Raw genomic sequence first — 19,194 nt, 5'->3', positions numbered from 1 at the left:
CCATCAGACCAGGTCGAGCGGGTCCAGCTGCACCCGGACGTGCTCGGGCACCTTGCGGGCGCTGCGCACGCCCTGCACCTCCGCGAGCGCGTGCGCGAGCGCGGCGCCCTGCGCCCGGGGCACCCGCACCAGGTAGCGCTCGCGCTCCCCCTCCTGGCCCGGCCGGGGCCGCTCGGGTACGGGCCCGAGCAGGTCCGCGCCGCCCGGCAGCCGCAGGGCGGCGAGGAACTCGGCCAGCGCCGCCGGCGACGCCGAGAGCGAGGCCATGCGGGTGACCGGCGGGAAGCCCAGCTCGCGCCGGTCGGCCAGCTCGCGCTCGGCCAGCCACGCCGGGTCCCAGCGGACCAGCGCCTGGACCACCGGGTGCGCGGCGTCCGCGGCGACGACCACCTGCCCGCCGGCCGAGGCCGGGCGCACCAGGGTGGCCGCGTTCAGCCAGCGCCGCATCGTCTCCTCGCCGGCCCGGAGGTCGGCCCGGCCCAGCAGCGCCCAGGAGTCCAGCAGCAGCGCCGCGCCGTAGCCGCCCTCGGCCACCGGCTCGGCCCCGGGGGTGGCGACGACGAGCGCCGGCCCGGACGGCACGGTGGCCAGCACGCCGGTGGTGCTGCCCGAGGTCCGCACGACCGCGCCGGGGAAGGCGCGCGCCAGCTCCTCGGCGGTCCGGCTCTCCCCGATCACCGCGGCCCGCAGCTTGGTGCCGTGGCAGTGCGGGCAGTCGAAGGTGGCCGCGGGGCGGGCGCACCAGCGGCAGGCCGGGATGCGGGTGCCGCCGGGGCCCGGCCGCGGCGAGATGCCGAGTGGGCCGGCGCAGTGGGCGCACCGGGCCGGCGCCCGGCACCGGGCGCAGGACAGCGACGGCACGTAGCCCCGGCGCGGCACCTGCACGAGGACGGGGGCGCCGTCGGCCAGCGCCTTGCGCGCGGCGGTGTGCGCCAGCGAGGGCAGCCGCGCCGACCGCGCCGCGGGGTCGCGGGCGAGCTCGAAGTCGTCACCCAGGGCCTGGACCCGCGGTGCGCTCGCGCGGAGCACGGCGCGGTCGGCAACCAGCTCGTGCGCCCACCCGGACTCGACCAGCACCGCCGCCTCGGCGGTCCGGGAGGTGCCGGCGACCACCGCGGCGCAGGAGTCCAGCCACGCGCGCTGGACCAGGACGTCCCGGGCGTGGGGGTAGGGGGCGTGCTCGTCGGCGTGCAGGTCGTCGCCGTCGTCCCAGATGGCCACCAGGCCCAGGTCGCGGACCGGCGCGAACATGGCCGCGCGGGTACCGAGGACCACCTGGGCGGCGCCGCGCGAGGCGGCGAGGAACCGGCGGTAGCGCTTCTCCGGGGAGTCGTCGGCGCGCAGCACGGTGAACGAGTGCTCCGGGAGCAGCCGCCGGGCGGCGGCCTCGAGCCGGTCGAGGTCCTTGCCGTCGGGCACGACGACCAGCGCCCCGCGCCGTCCGGACAGGGCCGCACGGCACAGCTCGACGAGCCGGGTGGGCCAGTCCTCCCCCGGCAGCGCGGTCCACACCGCCCGGGCCGGCCTGCCCTCGGCGAGGGCGGCGAGCAGCGCGGGGCCGGCGGTGTACCGGGCGAAGCCGGCGGGGTCCGGCGCCTCGGGCAGCGCCTCCGGCGTCGGGGACTCGCGCTTCTCCGCCGCGGCCCGGCGGGGCGGGAGGGCCAGCCGGAGCACGTCGCTGGCGGTGCCGGCGTACCGGTCGGCGACGGCCCGCACGAGTCTGGCGACCTGGGGGGTGAGCACCGGCTCCCCCGACGGCACGTGCGACAGCGGCTGCAGCGTGCCGGTGAAGTCGGTGGTGTCGCCCAGCTCCCACACGACGCCGTCGACCAGCCGGCCGTGGAAGCGCACCCGCACCCGGCACCCGGGCTGCACCAGCGCGGCGAACTTCTCCGGGACCGCGTAGTCGAACGGCCGGTCCAGGTGCGCAAGAGGCACGTCGACGACGACCCGGGCCACCGTGGGGCGGCCCGGGTCGTCGGGTGGGACGGAGGTGCTCAGCGCGGTCCGGCTCAGACGGCGGCGCGGAGGGCCTCGACGCGGTCGAGCCGCTCCCACGGGAGGTCGAGGTCCGAGCGGCCGAAGTGCCCGTAGGCGGCGGTCGGCCGGTAGATCGGCCGCAGCAGGTCCAGGTCGCGCACGATGGCGCCCGGGCGCAGGTCGAACACCGAGGTGATCGCCTTCTCCAGGGCCTCGTCGGCGACCGTGCCGGTGCCGAAGGTCTCCACGAACAGGCCGACCGGGTGGGCGGCGCCGATCGCGTAGGCGACCTGCACCTCGCAGCGCCTGGCCAGGCCGGCGGCGACGACGTTCTTGGCGACCCAGCGCATCGCGTAGGCGGCTGAGCGGTCGACCTTCGACGGGTCCTTGCCCGAGAAGGCGCCGCCACCGTGCCGGGCCATGCCGCCGTAGGTGTCGACGATGATCTTGCGGCCGGTCAGGCCGGCGTCACCCATCGGGCCACCGATCACGAACTTGCCGGTCGGGTTCACCAGCAGCCGGTGGCCCTTCGTCGGCAGGCCGAGCGCGGCCAGCTCGGGCTCGACCACGAGCTCCTCGATGTCCGGGGTCAGCAGCGTCTCGATCGAGATGTCCTCGGCGTGCTGCGAGGAGACGACGACGGTGTCCACGGCGACCGGGCGGTCGTCCTCGTAGACCACGGTGACCTGGGTCTTGCCGTCGGGCCGGAGGTAGGGCACCGAGCCGTCCTTGCGCACGGCCGACAGGCGGCGGGACAGCCGGTGGGCCAGCGCGATCGGCAGCGGCATGAGCTCGGGCGTCTCGTCGGTGGCGTACCCGAACATCAGGCCCTGGTCGCCGGCGCCCTGGCGCTCGATCTCGTCGTCGGCCCCGCCGGAGGTGCGCGCCTCGTAGGCGGTGTCGACGCCCTGCGCGATGTCCGGGGACTGGGCGCCGATGGAGACGCTGACGCCGCAGGACGCGCCGTCGAAGCCCTTGCGGGAGGAGTCGTAGCCGATGCTCAGCACCGTCTCGCGGACGATCGCCGGGATGTCGACGTAGCCGGCGGTGGTGACCTCGCCGGCGATGTGGACCTGGCCGGTGGTGATGAGGGTCTCGACCGCGACCCGGCTGCGCGGGTCCTGGGTGAGCATCGCGTCCAGGATCGCGTCGCTGATCTGGTCGGCGATCTTGTCCGGGTGTCCCTCGGTCACCGACTCGGACGTGAAGAGGCGGCGTGGCACTCGGTACTCCCTGGGGTGTCGGGGCGCGGACGATCCTGCGGTGGGCGGCCGGGCGGCCGGCACCGGGTGCGCACGTTACCGGCGGGGCCGGGGCGCGGGCGCGTGGGCGTGCTCGCACTACCCCGCGGGAGTGGGAAGCCTCGGGGTCACGGCGGTCCAGATCCCGGCGGCGACGGCGTCCTTGGTGCCCTCCGGCACCTCGGTCGCGGAGCCGTCGGCGCCGAGCACGACGACCGAGTTCTCCGCCCGGCCGAAGACCCGGCCGGCCGAGACGTCGTTCACCACGAGCACGTCGCAGCCCTTCCGGGCCAGCTTGGCGCGGGCGTGGGCCAGCACGTCGCCGTCGGCGTCACCGGTCTCGGCAGCGAAGCCGACGACGAGCTGCCCGGCGGTGCGCTCGGCGACCAGCTCGGCCAGGACGTCGGGGTTGCGCACGAGCGGGACGGAGTCCGGCTCGCTCGCCGACCCCTTCTTCATCTTGGTGGCGGCCACGCTCGCCGGCCGGAAGTCCGCCACCGCGGCGCTCATGACGACGACGTCGGCGTCGGCGGCCTCGGCCAGCACGGCGGCGCGCAGCTCCTCGGCGGTGCCGACCGGCACCACCCGGACGCCGAAGGGTGCCGGCAGCTCGACGTTCGCCGCGACCAGCACGACGTCGGCACCCCGGGCGGCGGCCACCCGGGCCAGCGCCCAGCCCTGCCTCCCCGACGACCGGTTGCCCAGGTAGCGCACCGGGTCCAGGGGCTCGCGGGTGCCACCGGCGCTGATGACGACCCGGCGGCCGACCAGGTCCTGGGCCAGCGCACCGGCGCCCGCGTCGAGGACCACGGTCGCCAGCGCCGCGATGTCGGCCGGCTCGGGCAGGCGACCGGGGCCGGAGTCCGGCCCGGTCAGCCGCCCCACCGCCGGCGGGAGCACCACGGCGCCGCGACGGCGCAGGGTGGCGACGTTGTCCTGCGTCGCCGGGTGCAGCCACATCTCGGTGTGCATGGCCGGCACGAAGACGACCGGGCAGTGCGCCGTCAGCAGTGTCGCGGTGAGCAGGTCGTCGGCCCGGCCCATGGCGGCTCGGGCCAGCAGGTCGGCGGTGGCGGGGGCGACGACGACGAGGTCGGCCTCCTGCCCGATGCGCACGTGCGCGACCTCGGGGACGTCGGACCAGACGTCGGTGGTGACCGGGTTGCCCGACAGCGCCTCGAAGGTGGCGGCCCCGACGAAGTGCAGCGCACCCGGGGTCGGGACGACGCGCACGTCGTGCCCGGCCTCGGTGAACGCGCGCAGCAGCAGCGCGGCCTTGTAGGCGGCGACGCCACCGCTGACGCCCAGCACGATCCGGCTCATGTGCTCATCCTGCCGCAGACGCGACGACGCCCCCGGCCGGAGCCAGGGGCGTCGTCATCCATCCAGGTGAGGTGCTGGAACGGCCCGCTGCGGGGCAGCGGGGTCCGTCCTCAGTTCTCGCCGGCGGTGTGGGCCAGCAGGCCCTCGTTGATCTCGCGCAGCGCGATCGACAGGGGCTTCTCCTGCGGAGCGGTGTCGACCAGGGGGCCGACGTACTCGAGCAGGCCCTCGGAGAGCTGGCTGTAGTAGGCGTTGATCTGCCGCGCGCGCTTGGCGGCGAAGATGACCAGGCCGTACTTGCTGCTGGTGCGCTCGAGCAGCTCGTCGATCGGCGGGTTGGTGATGCCCTCGGGGGCAGGTGCGACTCCGGACACGGGCGGGCGTGCTCCTCAATCGATCGGTGGGAGTGAGCGGGGCGGCGGGCGGTCAACCGCCGACTCACTCGTGAGCGCCGGCCTCCTGGTGCAGACCGGGCGACGGCGCAGTCAGCAAGCCTACCAACTCGTCCGCGGCCCTGGCCACGTCGTCGTTGACGACCACCACGTCGAACTCCCCCGAGGAGTCCAGCTCGGCCTGCGCGATGCGCAGCCGCTCGGACTGGACGTCGGCGGACTCCGAGCCCCGGCCGGCCAGCCGGCTCACGAGGTCGGCCCACGACGGCGGGGCCAGGAAGACCAGCTGCGCCTCGGGGGCCCGCGCCCGCACCTGGCGGGCGCCCTGCAGCTCGATCTCCAGCAGGGCCGGGCGGCCGCTGGCGAGCTGCGCGCGCACCGGCTCGACCGGGGTGCCGTAGCGGTTGCCGGCGTACTCGGCCCACTCCAGCAGCCCGTCGGTGGCGATCAGCCGGTCGAACTCCGCGTCGCTGACGAAGTGGTAGTGGGCACCGTCCACCTCCCCGGAGCGGGGACGACGGGTGGTGACCGACACCGACACCCACACGTCGGGGTGCCGGCGTCGGACCTCGGCGACGACGGTGCCCTTGCCGACTCCGGAGGGCCCGGAGAGCACGGTCAGCCGTGCCGGTGTCGCTGCTGCCACTCGTCGTCCTCGCCCCGGGTCGTGCGTGCGGCCGGGAGCCGGGTCAGACGACCTGCTCGCCGCCGAACTCGGACTCCAGCGCACGGCGCTGGTTGGCGCCCAGGCCCCGCACGCGCCGCGTCGGGGAGATCTCCAGGCGTTCCATGATCTTCGCAGCCCGGGCCTTGCCGACTCCCGGCAGGGACTCCAGGACGGCCGAGACGCGCATCTTGCCGATCACTTCGTCGGTCTCGCCCTGCTTGAGGACGTCACCGACCGTCGCCCCCTTGCTCTTGAGCCGCTCACGCAGCTCGGCGCGGGCCTTGCGGGCCGCGGCGGCCTTCTCGAGGGCTGCTGCACGTTGTTCCGGGGACAGGTCAGGGAGGGGCATGGTGCAACCCAATCGTGTCGACGTCGGCCCAGGTGGGTCGACGGTGTTTCCGCTGGTTCGGAGGCTCTGCAGCTCTCTCGTGGAAGCGTGTCCGCCACGTCGGTTCCCGGCAAATTCGCAGGTCACCCGCACGCGAGCCGACACGATGTCGAGAGCTGCGTCCCGGGGTGCGAACCGAACCCGGCCAGGCCCCTCACGCTCCGTGATCCGGGCTGCTCAGGGCCGACGACGAGCCGTCCCTGTTCCGCAAACCACGGGGCCGGGACGGAGCCGCCCGACGGCCCGACACGCCGACGTCGCGACACGCCGGGCGACGGCTAGGGCCCGGCCACCCCCGGAGCGCGTGGCCGGACGGCGACCAGGGCGACGTCGTCCTGGCCACCGCGGGGCACCATGCGGTCGAGCACCGCGTCGCACAGCGCGTCCAGCCCCTCGTCGGCGTGCCGCTCCACCGTCGCCAGCAGCAGGTCCAGCCCCTCGTCGAGGGCGTGCGACCGGCTCTCCACCAGGCCGTCGGTGTAGAGCAGGAGCGTGTCGCCGGGCGCCATCGCAGCCTCCTCGACCCGCCGCCGGGCCGCGGGGTCCACGCCGAGGAGCAGGTCGGCCGCACCGTCCACGGCGCCCAGCAGCCGGGCCCGGCCGTCGGCACCGAGCAGGACCGGCGCCGGGTGGCCGGCGTTGGACCAGCGCAGCAGGCCGGGGCCCTCGCCGTCCCCGGGCAGCCGGAGCTGGGCGAGGACGGCGGTGGCCATGGTCGCGAGCTGCAGCCCGTCGACGGCCCGGTCGACCGCCGCCAGCACCTCCGCCGGCGTCGCGGCGGTCGTGAAGCCGATGCCGCGCACGAGGGAGCGCAGCTGGCCCATGGCCGCAGCCGCCCGGGTGTCGTGGCCGACCACGTCCCCGATGACGAGCACCAGGTCGCCGTCGGGCAGGCGGAAGGCGTCGTACCAGTCGCCGCCCACCTGCGCCTCGCGCGCCGCGGCGACGTACCGCACGGCGATCGCGGCGCCCGGCAGGTGCGGCGGGTCGGTGAGCAGGCTGCGCTGCAGCTCGGTGGCCAGGTGCCGCTGCCCGGCGTAGAGCCGCGCGTTGTCCAGGGCGATGCCGGCCCGGTGACCGATCTCGACGGCCAGCGCCAGGTCGCCCTGCTCCAGGGGCGCCCGCCCCGGGCCACGGGCGAGGAGCAGCGAGCCCAGCAGCCCCGAGCGGCCCGGGACCGGGACGGCCAGGGCGCTGGCGGTCCCCAGGCGCCGCACGAGCGCGCGCAGCTCCTCGTCGGGCACCTGGTCGGCGAGGACCGCCTCGTCGACGCTCGGGAACAGCACGGCGTCTCCCCCGGCGGCCCGGCGGCTGGCCTCGCTGCCCGCGGCACGGCGGAGGATGACCCGCTCGATCTCCCGGGTGACGCCGGCCAGTGCCGGGTCGCGGTGGCGGACCGTCACCCCGGCGAGCTGGTCGCGCTCCTCGCGGAGCTGGATGCTGACCCAGTCGCCGAGCACCGGGACCAGCGCGTCCGCCAGCCGGGCCATCGACTCCTCGACGTCGAGGGAGCCCGCCAGCGTCTCGGACACCCGCGCGAGCAGCTGCACCTGCTCGGCGAGCCGGTCCCGCTCCCGCTCCGCCCGGCGCTGCGCGGTGACGTCGGCGACCAGCAGGAGGACCACCGGTCGGCCCTGGTCGGTCTGGCTGCGGACCGCGGTCAGCTCGACGTCGAGGCGGTCGCCGATGCCCAGGTGCACCGGCGCCGGCGGCGGACCGTCGGCCGCCAGCTGCGCGACGTAGGCCAGGGCCCCGGGGACGACCTCGTCGACGGGGTGCCCCGTGGGCGCCTGCCCCAGCTCGAGCACCAGCTCCGCCCGGCGGTTCCAGCCGAGCAGCTCCCCGGAGGGCGCGACGACCAGGACGGCGATCGGGGCGTGCTCGAGCAGCGACCCGACCGCCGCGGGGCCCGGGGCCGGGCCGCCCGGCGCGGCGGCTGCCCGGCGCGCGACGGCGGCCAGCACGGCGGCGTGCCGGCGCCGCCCTGCCGCGGCCTCCCGGAGCTGCCGGAGGTCGGCGAGCAGGCCGGTGTCGCCGGCCGTACCGACCAGCACGTCCAGGGGCACCCCGGGCGCGTAGGAGACCTGGCGGCGCACGGCCGCGGGGTCGGTGCTCAGCACGGCGACCGACGCCCCCGGCACCAGTCGGTGGGCCCGCTGCGCGAGCGCGACCGGGCTGGCGGCCAGCGACCCGACGACCACGAGGTCCACCGGCTCCGGGGACGTGCCGAGCCGGGCGTCGATCTCGCCCGGCGAGACCAGGTCCACACCGGAGAGCCCGCGCAGCAGGGCGACGTCGGCGGTGGACGGCTCGACGACCACGCAGCGCCCCGGGGCGTCGGGCCCGGTCACTCGCCCAGCAGCGGCAGACCGAGGGCGGCCCGCCCCGTCCAGGTGCGCAGGATGTCGGTGGTCGGGCTCATGACGTCGGCCGCACGGGCGTCGCGCAGGTGCCGCTCCAGCGGTGAGCGGTCGCGGTAGCCGATGCCGCCGACGAGGGTCATGGCCTCGTTGGTGACCTCGACCGCGCACTGCGCGACCTCGGCCTTGGCCGACGTCAGGCCGGGCAGCGCCGACGGGCCGCCGCTGTCGCCCTCCTCCGCGGCCCAGTGCACCAGCCGCCGGGTGCGCTCGACCTGCGCCCACAGCACCCCGAGGCGGTGCTGGAGCAGCGGCTCACCGGCCAGCCGGCGGCCGGTGTGCGCGTGCGCCCGGCGTCCCAGGTGCGCGGTGGCCTCGTCCAGGGACGCCTGGGCGACCCCGAGGTAGGTGCCGGCCATGGCCATGAGGAAGTAGGGGGCGACGACCTCGAAGACGTACCAGATCTGGTCGCCCTCGGCCCCGAGCAGGTGGTCGGCGCCCAGGCGGACGTCGTCCAGGCGCAGGCCCCGCGAGGAGTTGCCGCGCATGCCGATGCCGGTCCAGTCGTGCCCCCAGGTCAGCCCGTCGGCGTCGCCGGGGACCAGCACGCAGGAGAACTGCCCCATCGGCGCCCCGGGGTCGGCGGCCACCGTGCTCACCACGTAGGAGTCGGCCTGGCCCCCGTTGGTCACGAAGGACTTCTCCCCCGCGACGGCCAGCCCGGCGCCGTCGCGGGTCATGCGCGTCTGGGGCAGCCAGAACTGCGCACCGGTCCCGGGCTCGGACAGCGCGAGGGTGGTGAGGTGCTCCCCCGCGACGATGGCGTCGATGAACTGCGCGCGCTGGCGGTCGGTGGCCTTCGCCGCGAGCACGGCCGTGGCGACGCAGTGCATGCCGAAGCAGAGCGCCGTGGAGGCGCAGACCCGGCCCAGCACCTCGCAGACGGCCGCCACGCCGCGCAGGCCGAGCCCCGCACCGCCCACGGCGCGGGGCGCGGCGAGACCGCCCAGCCCGGCGGCCTGCAGCGCTCGCACCGCCTCGGCGGGCCAGACCCCGGAGTCGGTCCGCTCGACGAGCGGCTGGGCGACGGAGCGGGCCACGTCGTCGGCACGGGCCGCCGCGTCCGCCACGCTCGTCGGGGTCGTGATCACGATCGCCGAGGATAGGGGCAGGGAGGCACCCACCCCGCTCAGGCCGACAGCGCCTCGGCCCAGCGCTCGGCCGCGGCGCGGAGGGCGCCCGGGTCGGGACCGGCTCCCAGGACGTCGCGGGAGACGGTGGGGACGACCGCCTGCCCCGCCCCGAAGAGCCGCCGCAGGTCCTGCACCGTCCCGCCCTGCGCCCCCAGCCCGGGGGCGAGGACCGGGCCGCGCAGCCCCTCGAGGTCGACGTCCAGCTCGGGGAGCGTCGCCCCCACGACGACGCCGAAGGAGCCGAGGGACGGGCCGAAGCCGCCGGCGTGCCCGACGCCCCCGTCCGCCGGCAGCTCGCTCCACAGCTGGTCGGGCGTGTTGTAGCCGCGCACGGCGTCCACCACCGCCTGGGCCACCGACCGGTCCCCCGCCGTCGCCAGCTGGAAGGTGCCCGCGTCGGGGTTGGAGGTGCGGGCGAGCACGAACAGGCCACCGCCGGACCGCCTGGCCGTGCTCACGGCGGGCGCCAGCGACTCCGGCCCGAGGTACGGGCTCACGGTCAGCGCGTCGACCTGCATGGGGTGCCCGTCGGCCAGGTAGTCGGCGTAGCCGGCCATCGTCGACCCGATGTCCCCGCGCTTGGCGTCCAGGAGCACCAGCGCGCCGGCCGCCCGGGCCGCTGCCACGGCGTCCTCGAGCACCGCGAGCCCGCGCGCGCCGAACCGCTCGTAGAAGGCCATCTGCGGCTTCAGCACCGACACCGAGCCGGCCAGCGCCTCGACCACCCCGTCGGTGAACCGGCGCAGCCCGTCGAGGGAGTCCCCCACCCCCCAGGCCACCAGCAGCTCCGCGTGCGGGTCGATGCCGACGCACAGCGGCCCGCGGGCGGCCACCGCCTCGGTTAGGCGCTTGCCGAACGGCTCGGTCACGGGGCCTCCACGCTCCGGGGCAGGGTGTCCCCCAGCGCGGCCACGCACGCCGCGGCCAGGAGGGGGTCGGCGAACGCGCCGGCGGCGGACTGGACCGCGTCGGCGCCGGCGGCGAAGAGCGCCTCGAAGGAGGCCGGGTCGGTGACCCCGCCCATGGCCAGGACGTCGAAGTGCGCCCCGCCCGCCTCGCGGAGCGCGACCAGCCGCCGGGTGAGGTCCAGCGCGGGCTCGCGGACGGCGATGCCCGACAGCCCGGCCAGCTCCCGGCCGGGGAACGTGGGGGTGCCGTCGCTGCGCCGCACCCGGCTCTGCACGGTGTTGATCCCGGCGATGCCGTCGACCAGCGGGGCCAGCCGCGGCACGAGGGCGGACAGCCGCTGCTCGTCGAGCCAGGAGAGCTTGGCGACCAGCCCGGTGCGGTCGTCCAGCGCGCGCCGGACGTGCTCGACCACCGCGACGGTGGCGTCGGCATCTAGGCACAGCGGCGGCTTCACCCCGCCGGCCGACCGGTCCAGGGTGTTCGGGCAGGAGAGGTTCAGCTCCACCACGGCCGCGCCGGCCTCCTGCGCCAGAAGGGCGGTGCGGGCGAAGTCCGCCGCGAGGTCGTCCCCCTCGCCCATGACGCTGACGAGCAGCAGCTGCTCCTCGCCCACGGCCGCCACGGCGCGGGCGAGGTCGGCCATCCACTCCTCGGGCGCGGGCGACGGGACGCCGAAGGAGTTGACGCTGCTGACCGTCGTCGAGCCGGGGGGCACCCAGTCCCACGGGTCGGCGACGACGTCGGCGTCCGCCCCCGGCGCGAGGCTGGCCGTCTCCCGGGCGGCGAAGGCCCAGTTGGGCTGCTCGTTGGGTGCGTGCGCCCGCCCGCGGACCGTCTTGTAGGTCAGCACGTTCCAGCCGTTGGCCACGTTGTGCCGCACCCACGCCTCGCTGCCGTTGAGCACGCAGGCCGGCACCCCGATCGGGAAGCCGATCGTGCGCCCCAGCAGCCGCCAGCGCCGCCCGGTGGTCGGCCGCTCGGCCAGCCGGGGGCCGAGCGGCCGGGCGAGGTTCTCGCGGAACGTCCCCAGCACGTCGTACATGGGGCTGGGCACGTCGTGCGGGGCGAGCAGGTCGGCCTGCCCGGCGACGTAGAGCGCCCGGGTGAGCAGCGGCTGGTCGCCGTCCCCGACGTCGCCGGAGGCGAGCCGCCGGGCGAGGTCGGTGACGGCGGCGCCCAGCGCCTCCAGCTCCGCCTCCGGCGGCCGGCCGAACCGGGTGAGCCCGGCGACGAACGCGCCGGGCAGCCCCTCGACCAGCCCCCGCCCCACGACGTCGTCGCGCAGCCGCCGGACGGCGCCCGGCGACGACGCCGTCACTCCTGGACCCCGGCGAACTGGCTCGGGCCGCCGTGCGTGCCGCCGGCCAGCGCCGCGTGCACCTCCTGCAGGCTGCGGACGCCGATCCCGCCCTGGCGGAGCGACTCGATGCCCTGCACCGCGGCGGCCATCCCCTGCACCGTGGTGATGCACGGGATGCCGGCCGAGACGGCGGCGGTGCGGATCTCGTAGCCGTCCAGCCGGGGGCCGCTGTTGCCCGGCGCCCCGAACGGCGTGTTGAAGACCAGGTCGACGTCGCCGGCCTGGATCCGCTCCACGACGTTGCCCGGGCCCTCGCTGAACTTGCCGACCACCTGGGCCGCCACCCCGTGCCGGCGGAGCACCTGGGCGGTGCCGGTCGTCGCCAGCAGCGTGAAGCCGAGGTCGGCCAGCCGCTTGATCGGGAAGACCGCGGAGCGCTTGTCCCGGTTGGCCAGCGACACGAAGACAGTGCCCTCGGTGGGCAGCGAGCCGTAGGCGGCGGCCTGCGACTTGGCGAAGGCGGTGCCGAACTCGGTGTCGAGCCCCATGACCTCGCCGGTGGACTTCATCTCCGGGGAGAGCACGGTGTCGACGCCGTAGCCCTCGACGGTGCGGAAGCGGTGGAAGGGCAGGACCGCCTCCTTGACCGCGATGGGCGCGTGCTCGGAGAGGTCGGTGCCGTCACCGGTCGCGGGGAGCACGCCGGCGCTGCGCAGGTCGGCGATCGACTCGCCCACGGCGATGCGGGCCGCGGCCTTGGCCAGCTGCACCGCCGTCGCCTTGCTGACGAAGGGCACCGTGCGGCTGGCCCGCGGGTTGGCCTCGATCACGTAGAGGATGTCGTCCTTGATCGCGTACTGGACGTTCATCAGCCCCCGGACGCCGATGCGCTCGGCGAGCTTCTCGGTCGCCGCCCGGATCTTGAGCAGGTCGGCCGAGCCCAGGGTGATCGGCGGCAGGGCGCACGCCGAGTCGCCGGAGTGGATACCGGCCTCCTCGATGTGCTCCATGACCCCGCCCAGGTACAGGTCGGTGCCGTCGTAGAGGGCGTCGACGTCGATCTCGACGGCGTCCTCGAGGAAGCGGTCGACCAGCACCGGGTGCGCGGCGCTGACGTCGGTCGCCTTGGCGATGTAGGCCTCGAGCGTGGCGTCGTCGTAGACGATCTCCATGCCGCGGCCGCCCAGGACGTAGGAGGGCCGCACGAGCACCGGGTAGCCGATGGACGTGGCGATCTCGTGGGCCTCGCCGAAGGTCGTCGCCGTGCCGTGCTTGGGCGCGAGCAGGCCGGTGTCGGTGAGCACCCGGGAGAACTCGCCGCGGTGCTCGGCCGCGTCGATGGCCTCCGGCGAGGTGCCCAGCACCGGCACGCCGGCGTCCTTGAGGCGCTGCGCCAGGCCCAGCGGCGTCTGCCCGCCCAGCGTGCAGATGACCCCCTCGACCGGCCCAGCGGCGCGCTCGGCCTCGACCACCTCGAGGACGTCCTCGAACGTCAGCGGCTCGAAGTAGAGCCGGTCGGCGGTGTCGTAGTCGGTGGAGACGGTCTCGGGGTTGCAGTTGACCATCACCGCCTCGTAGCCGGCGTCCTGCAGGGCCATGACGGCGTGCACGCAGGAGTAGTCGAACTCGATGCCCTGCCCGATCCGGTTCGGCCCGGACCCGAGGATCAGCACCGCCGGCTTCTCGCGGGGCTGCACCTCGGTCTCCTCGTCGTAGGACGAGTAGTGGTACGGGGTGCGCGCGGCGAACTCCGCGGCGCAGGTGTCGACGGTCTTGTAGACCGGCCGCACGCCGAGCCGCCAGCGCAGCGCCCGGACGCCGTCCTCACCGGCGAGCTCGGGCCGCAGGGCCGCGATCTGCCGGTCGGACAGGCCGTGCCGCTTGGCCCGGCGGAGCAGCTCCGGGGTCAGCGACGGCGCCTCGTGGACGGCGTCGGCCACCTCGCGGACGAGGGCGATCTGGTCGACGAACCACGGGTCGAACCCGCTGGCCTCGGCGACCTGCTCCACCGTGGCGCCGGCCGCGAGCGCCGCCTCCGCGGTGTAGAGCCGCCCCTCGACCGGGGTGCGCAGCACCTCCAGCAGCTCCTCGGCGGAGCGCTCGTCGCGCGGGCCGGTCCAGAAGCCGGCCACCTTGGTCTCGGTCGACCGCATCGCCTTGCCCAGGGCCTCGGCGAAGTTGCGGCCCATCGACATGACCTCGCCGACGCTCTTCATCGTCGTCGTCAGCCGGGGGTCGGCGCCCGGGAACTTCTCGAAGGCGAACCGCGGGATCTTGACCACGACGTAGTCCAGCGTCGGCTCGAAGGCCGCCGGGGTGACGCCGGTGATGTCGTTGGTGATCTCGTCGAGCGTGTAGCCGATGGCCAGCTTCGCGGCGATCTTGGCGATCGGGAAGCCGGTGGCCTTGGACGCCAGCGCGCTGGACCGGGAGACCCGCGGGTTCATCTCGATGACGACCAGGCGGCCGTCGGCCGGGTTGACCGCGAACTGGATGTTGCAGCCGCCGGTGTCGACGCCCACCTCGCGCAGCACGGCGATGCCGACGTCGCGCATCCGCTGGTACTCCACGTCGGTCAGCGTCATCGCCGGGGCGACGGTCACCGAGTCACCGGTGTGCACGCCCATGGCGTCGATGTTCTCGATCGAGCAGATGACGACCACGTTGTCGCTGCGGTCGCGCATCAGCTCCAGCTCGTACTCCTTCCAGCCCAGCACCGACTCCTCGATGAGGACGGTGTGCACCGGGGAGTCGGCGAGGCCGTGGGCCGCCATGCGGCGCAGCATCGCCTCGTCGGTCGCGAAGCCCGAGCCGAGGCCGCCCATGGTGAAGCTGGGCCGGATGACGACGGGGTAGCCGACCTCCTCGGCGGTCTCCAGCGCCTCCTCGACGGTGGAGCACACCCGCGAGCGGGGGGCGTCGGCGCCGATGGACCGGACGATGTCCTTGAACTTCTGCCGGTCCTCGCCGCGGTTGATCGCGTCGACGTCGGCGCCGATCAGCTGGACGCCGTACTTCTCCAGCACCCCGTTCTCGAACAGGCCGATGGCGATGTTCAGCGCGGTCTGCCCACCCAGGGTGGCCAGCAGCGCGTCGGGGCGCTCCTTGGCGATGACTTTCTCGACGAACTCCGGGGTCAGCGGCTCGACGTAGGTGGCGTCGGCGATCTCCGGGTCGGTCATGATCGTCGCCGGGTTGCTGTTGACCAGGCTGACCCGCAGCCCCTCGGCCTTGAGCACGCGGCAGGCCTGGGTGCCGGAGTAGTCGAACTCCGCGGCCTGGCCGATGAGGATCGGCCCGGAGCCGATGACCATGACGTGGCCGATGTCGGTGCGCTTGGGCATCAGTTCTTCTCCCCGGTGCTGTGCTCGACGACCGGGGCGGGCCCGCCGGAGGCGGCCTCGCCGTCGCGTGCGGCTTCCATGAGGTCGACGAAGCGCTGGAACAGCGGCGACGCGTCGTGCGGCCCGGCGGCGGACTCGGGGTGGAACTGCACGCTGAAGGCCGGGGTCTCCAGCAGCCGCAGCCCCTCGACCACCTGGTCGTTCAGGCCGACGTGGCTGACCTCCACCGGCCCGTAGGGGGTGTCGGTGGGACGGTCGAGCGGGGCGTCCACGGCGAAGCCGTGGTTGTGGCTGGTCACGCGGACGGTGCCGCTGACCCGGTCGAGCACCGGCTGGTTGAGGCCGCGGTGGCCGAACTGCAGCTTGTAGGTGCCCAGGCCGAGCGCGCGGCCGAGGATCTGGTTGCCGAAGCAGATGCCGAACAGCGGCCGGCGGGCGTCGAGCACGCCCCTGACCGCCTCGACCGCGTAGTCGGCTGCCGCCGGGTCGCCGGGGCCGTTGGAGAGGAACACCCCGTCCGGACCGGCGGCCAGCAGCTCCTCGGCGGTGGCCGTCGAGGGCAGCACGTGGGTCTCGACGCCGAGCGCGGCCAGGTGCCGCGGGGTGGCGGTCTTGATGCCGAGGTCGAGCGCGGCGATGGTGAACCGCTTCTCCCCCACCGCCGGGACGACGTAGGCCTCGGCCGTGCTCACCGTCGGCGCGAGGTCGGCGCCCGTCATGCCCTCGGCCGCGGTGACCCGGGCCAGCAGCTCGTCGGCGCCCAGCTCGGTGCTGATGCCCGCGCGCATGGCGCCCCGGTCGCGCAGGTGGCGGGTGAGCGCGCGGGTGTCGATCCCGCTGATGCCGACGATCCCCTGGGCGACCAGCTCGTCGTCCAGGCTGCCGGTGGCCCGCCAGTTCGCCGGGCGCCGGGCCGGGTCGCGCACGACGAAGCCCGCGACCCACATGCGGCTGCTCTCGTCGTCCTCGCCGTTGACCCCGGTGTTGCCGATGTGGGGTGCGGTCATGGCCACGATCTGGCCCGCGTAGCTGGGGTCGGTCAGCGTCTCCTGGTAGCCGGTCATGCCGGTGGCGAACACCGCCTCGCCCACCGTCGTCCCGGTCGCCCCGTAGGAGTCGCCCCGGAACGTCCTGCCGTCCTCGAGCACGAGGATCGCGTCACTCACCGTGTTGCCTTTCCGTCCAGAACGGTCGCCTCGCCCCGCAGGAACGTGGCGACCACCCGGCCGGGGAGCTCCCGGCCGGCATAGGGGCTGTTGCGGCTGCGGCTGGCCAGCGCCGCGGGGTCGACCGCCGCGCGGGCGGCCGGGTCGACGAGCACCAGGTTCGCCGGCTCGCCGGGGGCGATCAGGCGGCCGTGGTCGGCGAGGCGGCCGATCTGCGCGGGGCGGACCGACATGCGGTCGGCGACCCCGGCCCAGTCGAGCCGGCCCGGCTCGACCATCGTCTCGATCACGACCGAGAGCGCCTGCTCCAGCCCGAGCATGCCGGGCCGGGCCTGCGCCCACTCGCTCTCCTTGTCCTCGACCGCGTGCGGGGCGTGGTCGGTGCCGACGGCGTCGATCGTGCCGTCGGCCAGCCCGGCGCGGAGGGCCTCGACGTCGGCGTCGGTGCGCAGCGGCGGGTTCACCTTGAACACCGGGTCGTAGGACTCCGCGCAGGCGTCGGTGAGCAGCAGGTGGTGCGGGGTCACCTCGGCCGTGACCTGGACGCCGCGGGACTTCGCCCAGCGCAGGATCTCCACCGAGCCCGCCGTCGACACGTGGCAGACGTGCAGCCGCGCACCGACGTGCTCGGCCAGCAGCACGTCGCGGGCGATGATCGCCTCCTCGGCGGCGGCCGGCCAGCCGGTGAGCCCGAGCCGCGCGGAGCGGTCGCCCTCGTGCATCTGGGCGCCGACGGTCAGCCGCGGCTCCTCGGCGTGCTGGGCGACGACGCCGTCGAAGGCCTTGACGTACTCCAGCGCGCGGCGCATGAGCGCGGGGTCGGAGACGCAGTGCCCGTCGTCGGAGAAGACCCGGACCCGGGCAGCGGAGTCGGCCATCGCGCCGAGCTCGGCCAGCCGCTCCCCCGCCAGGCCCACGGTCACCGCCCCCACGGGGACGACGTCGACCAGGCCGGCCTCCTGGCCCAGGCGCCAGACCTGCTCGACGACGCCCGCGGTGTCGGCGACCGGGTCGGTGTTGGCCATGGCGTGCACCGCGGTGAACCCGCCGAGCGCCGCGGCCCGGGAGCCGGTCTCCACGGTCTCGGCGTCCTCGCGGCCGGGCTCGCGCAGGTGCGTGTGCAGGTCGACCAGGCCCGGCAGGGCGACCAGGCCGGCGGCCTGGACCACCTCGGCGCCGGTGGCCTCCAGGGAGTCGCCGACCGCGGCGACCCGGCCGTCCTGCAGCAGGATGTCGACGGGGTCCCCACCGAGCGGGCGGGCGCCCTTGATCAGGTAGTTCGTCACGCGTTTCCTCCGAGCAGCAGGTAGAGCACGGCCATCCGGGTCGAGACCCCGTTGGCGACCTGCTCGACGATCGTGGAGCGGACGGAGTCGGCCACCTCGGCGGCGATCTCCATGCCGCGGTTCATCGGCCCGGGGTGCATGACGATGGCGTCGTCGGGCAGCGCGGCCATCCGCCGGGCGTCGAGGCCGTAGCGGCGGCTGTACTCGCGGGCGCTGGGGAAGAACGAGGCGTTCATCCGCTCGGCCTGGACCCGCAGCATCATCACGACGTCGCTCTTGGGCAGGACGGCGTCCAGGTCGTAGCCGACGTCGGCGGGCCAGCTGCCCACGCCCACCGGCAGCAGCGTCGGCGGCGCGACCAGGGTGACCTCGGCGCCGAGGGTGTGCAGCAGGCCGACGTTGGAGCGCGCGACCCGGCTGTGCAGGACGTCGCCGACGATCGTCACGCGGACGCCGTCGAGCCGGCCCAGCCGCTGCCGGATCGTGTAGGCGTCCAGCAGCGCCTGCGTCGGGTGCTCGTGGGTGCCGTCGCCGGCGTTCACGACGCTGCCCTTGACCCAGGAGGCCAGGCGGTGCGGGGCACCGGAGGCCGAGTGCCGGACGACGACGCCGTCGGCGCCCATCGCCTCGAGCGTGAGCGCGGTGTCCTTGAGGCTCTCGCCCTTGGAGACGCTGCTGCCCTTGGCCGAGAAGTTGATGACGTCGGCGGAGAGGCGCTTGGCGGCCAGCTCGAAGGAGATCCGCGTGCGGGTGGAGTCCTCGTAGAACAGGTTCACCACCGTGCGCCCGCGCAGGGTGGGCAGCTTCTTGACCTCGCGGCCGGCCAGCGCCTGGTCGATCTGCGCCGCGGTGTCCAGCACCAGCGTCGCGTCGTCCCGGTCGAGGTCGGCCGCCTCCAGCAGGTGCCGCTTCACCCTGCCTCCCCCGTCACGAGGACCTCGTCCACGCCGTCGGTCTCGGCCAGGTGGACCCGCACCTGCTGCGCCCGCGACGTCGGCACGTTCTTGCCCACGTAGTCGGCGCGGATCGGCAGCTCGCGGTGCCCGCGGTCGACCAGCACGGCCAGCTGCACCGCCTGCGGCCGGCCGAGGTCGCGCAGCGCGTCCAGCGCGGCGCGCACCGAGCGGCCGGAGAAGAGCACGTCGTCGACGAGGACGACGAGCCGGTCGTCGATGCCGCCGTCGGGCATCAGCGTGGGCTCCAGCGCGCGGACCCCGCGCCGGCGCAGGTCGTCCCGGTAGAGCGTGATGTCGACGGTGCCGACGTCCACCGTCGCACCGGAGAAGGCCTCGACGCGGGCGGCCAGGCGGCGGGCCAGCGGGGCACCGCGCGTGGGGATGCCCACCAGGACCAGGTCGGCGAGACCGTCCCGGCCGGGGTGCGCCGCGGCCGCGCGCTCGATGAGCTGGTGCGCGATCCGGTCGATGACGCGGGCGACGTCGGCGGCCGACAGCAGGGTGCCGGGGGTGCTGCCGGGAGCCGTGCTCCGGGCAGGCTCGGACGAGCGGGCCAATGAGGCCTCCTTCCCCGCCTCACTGGACGGGTCGTTAAAGGAGTGGTCGGACCGCCTGCGACGGTACGGCACGGAGCGCGGCGGGCCGCCGCCGGGCCAGGCCCGTGGCAACCCCGGCCACCCTCCGTGGCT

The 19,194-nt window shown here is 75.4% G+C and carries 15 protein-coding genes; all 15 read right to left on the bottom strand.

From position 1 onward, the window contains the following. Positions 1 to 3 precede the first annotated feature (3 nt). Entirely contained in the window at positions 4 to 1,959 is a 1,956-nt protein-coding gene (locus tag E4P43_RS11000; RefSeq protein ID WP_135145489.1) for a primosomal protein N', read from the bottom strand. A 53-nt stretch (positions 1,960 to 2,012) separates the two neighbouring features. Beyond that, a complete protein-coding gene (gene metK / locus E4P43_RS10995; protein WP_135145488.1) occupies positions 2,013 to 3,203 on the bottom strand; it encodes a methionine adenosyltransferase in 1,191 nt (396 codons plus the stop codon). Positions 3,204 to 3,320: 117 nt separating this feature from the next. Beyond that, positions 3,321 to 4,544, bottom strand: coding sequence for a bifunctional phosphopantothenoylcysteine decarboxylase/phosphopantothenate--cysteine ligase CoaBC (coaBC, locus tag E4P43_RS10990; RefSeq protein ID WP_135145487.1), 1,224 nt, complete (start codon positions 4,542 to 4,544; stop codon positions 3,321 to 3,323). Positions 4,545 to 4,654: 110 nt separating this feature from the next. After that, entirely contained in the window at positions 4,655 to 4,918 is a 264-nt protein-coding gene (gene rpoZ / locus E4P43_RS10985; protein ID WP_014376157.1) for a DNA-directed RNA polymerase subunit omega, read from the bottom strand. Positions 4,919 to 4,982: 64 nt separating this feature from the next. Further along, entirely contained in the window at positions 4,983 to 5,582 is a 600-nt protein-coding gene (gmk, locus tag E4P43_RS10980) for a guanylate kinase (protein WP_135145486.1), read from the bottom strand. A 43-nt stretch (positions 5,583 to 5,625) separates the two neighbouring features. Continuing rightward, positions 5,626 to 5,952, bottom strand: coding sequence for an integration host factor, actinobacterial type (mihF, locus tag E4P43_RS10975; protein WP_113801253.1), 327 nt, complete (start codon positions 5,950 to 5,952; stop codon positions 5,626 to 5,628). Positions 5,953 to 6,269: 317 nt separating this feature from the next. After that, positions 6,270 to 8,342, bottom strand: coding sequence for a SpoIIE family protein phosphatase (locus tag E4P43_RS10970; protein WP_135145485.1), 2,073 nt, complete (start codon positions 8,340 to 8,342; stop codon positions 6,270 to 6,272). After that, on the bottom strand, positions 8,339 to 9,502 hold the full coding sequence (locus E4P43_RS10965) for an acyl-CoA dehydrogenase family protein (protein ID WP_245159075.1): 1,164 nt from the start codon (positions 9,500 to 9,502) through the stop codon (positions 8,339 to 8,341). Before E4P43_RS10965 ends, E4P43_RS10970 begins: the two co-directional genes overlap by 4 nt. Before the next feature lie 38 nt (positions 9,503 to 9,540). Then, positions 9,541 to 10,413, bottom strand: a complete 873-nt coding sequence (gene pyrF, locus E4P43_RS10960; RefSeq protein ID WP_135145484.1) for an orotidine-5'-phosphate decarboxylase — start codon at positions 10,411 to 10,413, stop codon at positions 9,541 to 9,543. Beyond that, on the bottom strand, positions 10,410 to 11,771 hold the full coding sequence (locus tag E4P43_RS10955; protein ID WP_245159074.1) for a dihydroorotate oxidase: 1,362 nt from the start codon (positions 11,769 to 11,771) through the stop codon (positions 10,410 to 10,412). The genes pyrF and E4P43_RS10955 overlap by 4 nt, the downstream gene beginning before the upstream one ends. Beyond that, positions 11,768 to 15,097 carry a carbamoyl-phosphate synthase large subunit gene (gene carB / locus E4P43_RS10950; protein ID WP_135145483.1) on the bottom strand — a complete coding sequence of 1,110 codons (3,330 nt, stop codon included), beginning with the start codon at positions 15,095 to 15,097 and terminating at the stop codon, positions 11,768 to 11,770. The genes E4P43_RS10955 and carB overlap by 4 nt, the downstream gene beginning before the upstream one ends. Further along, complete coding sequence (gene carA / locus E4P43_RS10945) at positions 15,097 to 16,263, bottom strand: glutamine-hydrolyzing carbamoyl-phosphate synthase small subunit (protein WP_135145482.1); 1,167 nt, start codon at positions 16,261 to 16,263, stop codon at positions 15,097 to 15,099. Before carA ends, carB begins: the two co-directional genes overlap by 1 nt. Continuing rightward, positions 16,260 to 17,549 carry a dihydroorotase gene (locus tag E4P43_RS10940; protein ID WP_135145481.1) on the bottom strand — a complete coding sequence of 430 codons (1,290 nt, stop codon included), beginning with the start codon at positions 17,547 to 17,549 and terminating at the stop codon, positions 16,260 to 16,262. Before E4P43_RS10940 ends, carA begins: the two co-directional genes overlap by 4 nt. After that, on the bottom strand, positions 17,546 to 18,463 hold the full coding sequence (locus E4P43_RS10935; protein WP_135145480.1) for an aspartate carbamoyltransferase catalytic subunit: 918 nt from the start codon (positions 18,461 to 18,463) through the stop codon (positions 17,546 to 17,548). Before E4P43_RS10935 ends, E4P43_RS10940 begins: the two co-directional genes overlap by 4 nt. Then, on the bottom strand, positions 18,460 to 19,062 hold the full coding sequence (gene pyrR / locus E4P43_RS10930) for a bifunctional pyr operon transcriptional regulator/uracil phosphoribosyltransferase PyrR (RefSeq protein WP_135145479.1): 603 nt from the start codon (positions 19,060 to 19,062) through the stop codon (positions 18,460 to 18,462). The genes E4P43_RS10935 and pyrR overlap by 4 nt, the downstream gene beginning before the upstream one ends. Positions 19,063 to 19,194 lie beyond the last annotated feature (132 nt).

The organism is Blastococcus sp. TF02A-35 (genome assembly GCF_004571075.1).
Lineage (GTDB): Bacteria > Actinomycetota > Actinomycetes > Mycobacteriales > Geodermatophilaceae > Blastococcus.
Note: the sequence above shows the minus strand (reverse complement) of the source record. Positions and strands in the feature narration are given on the sequence as shown.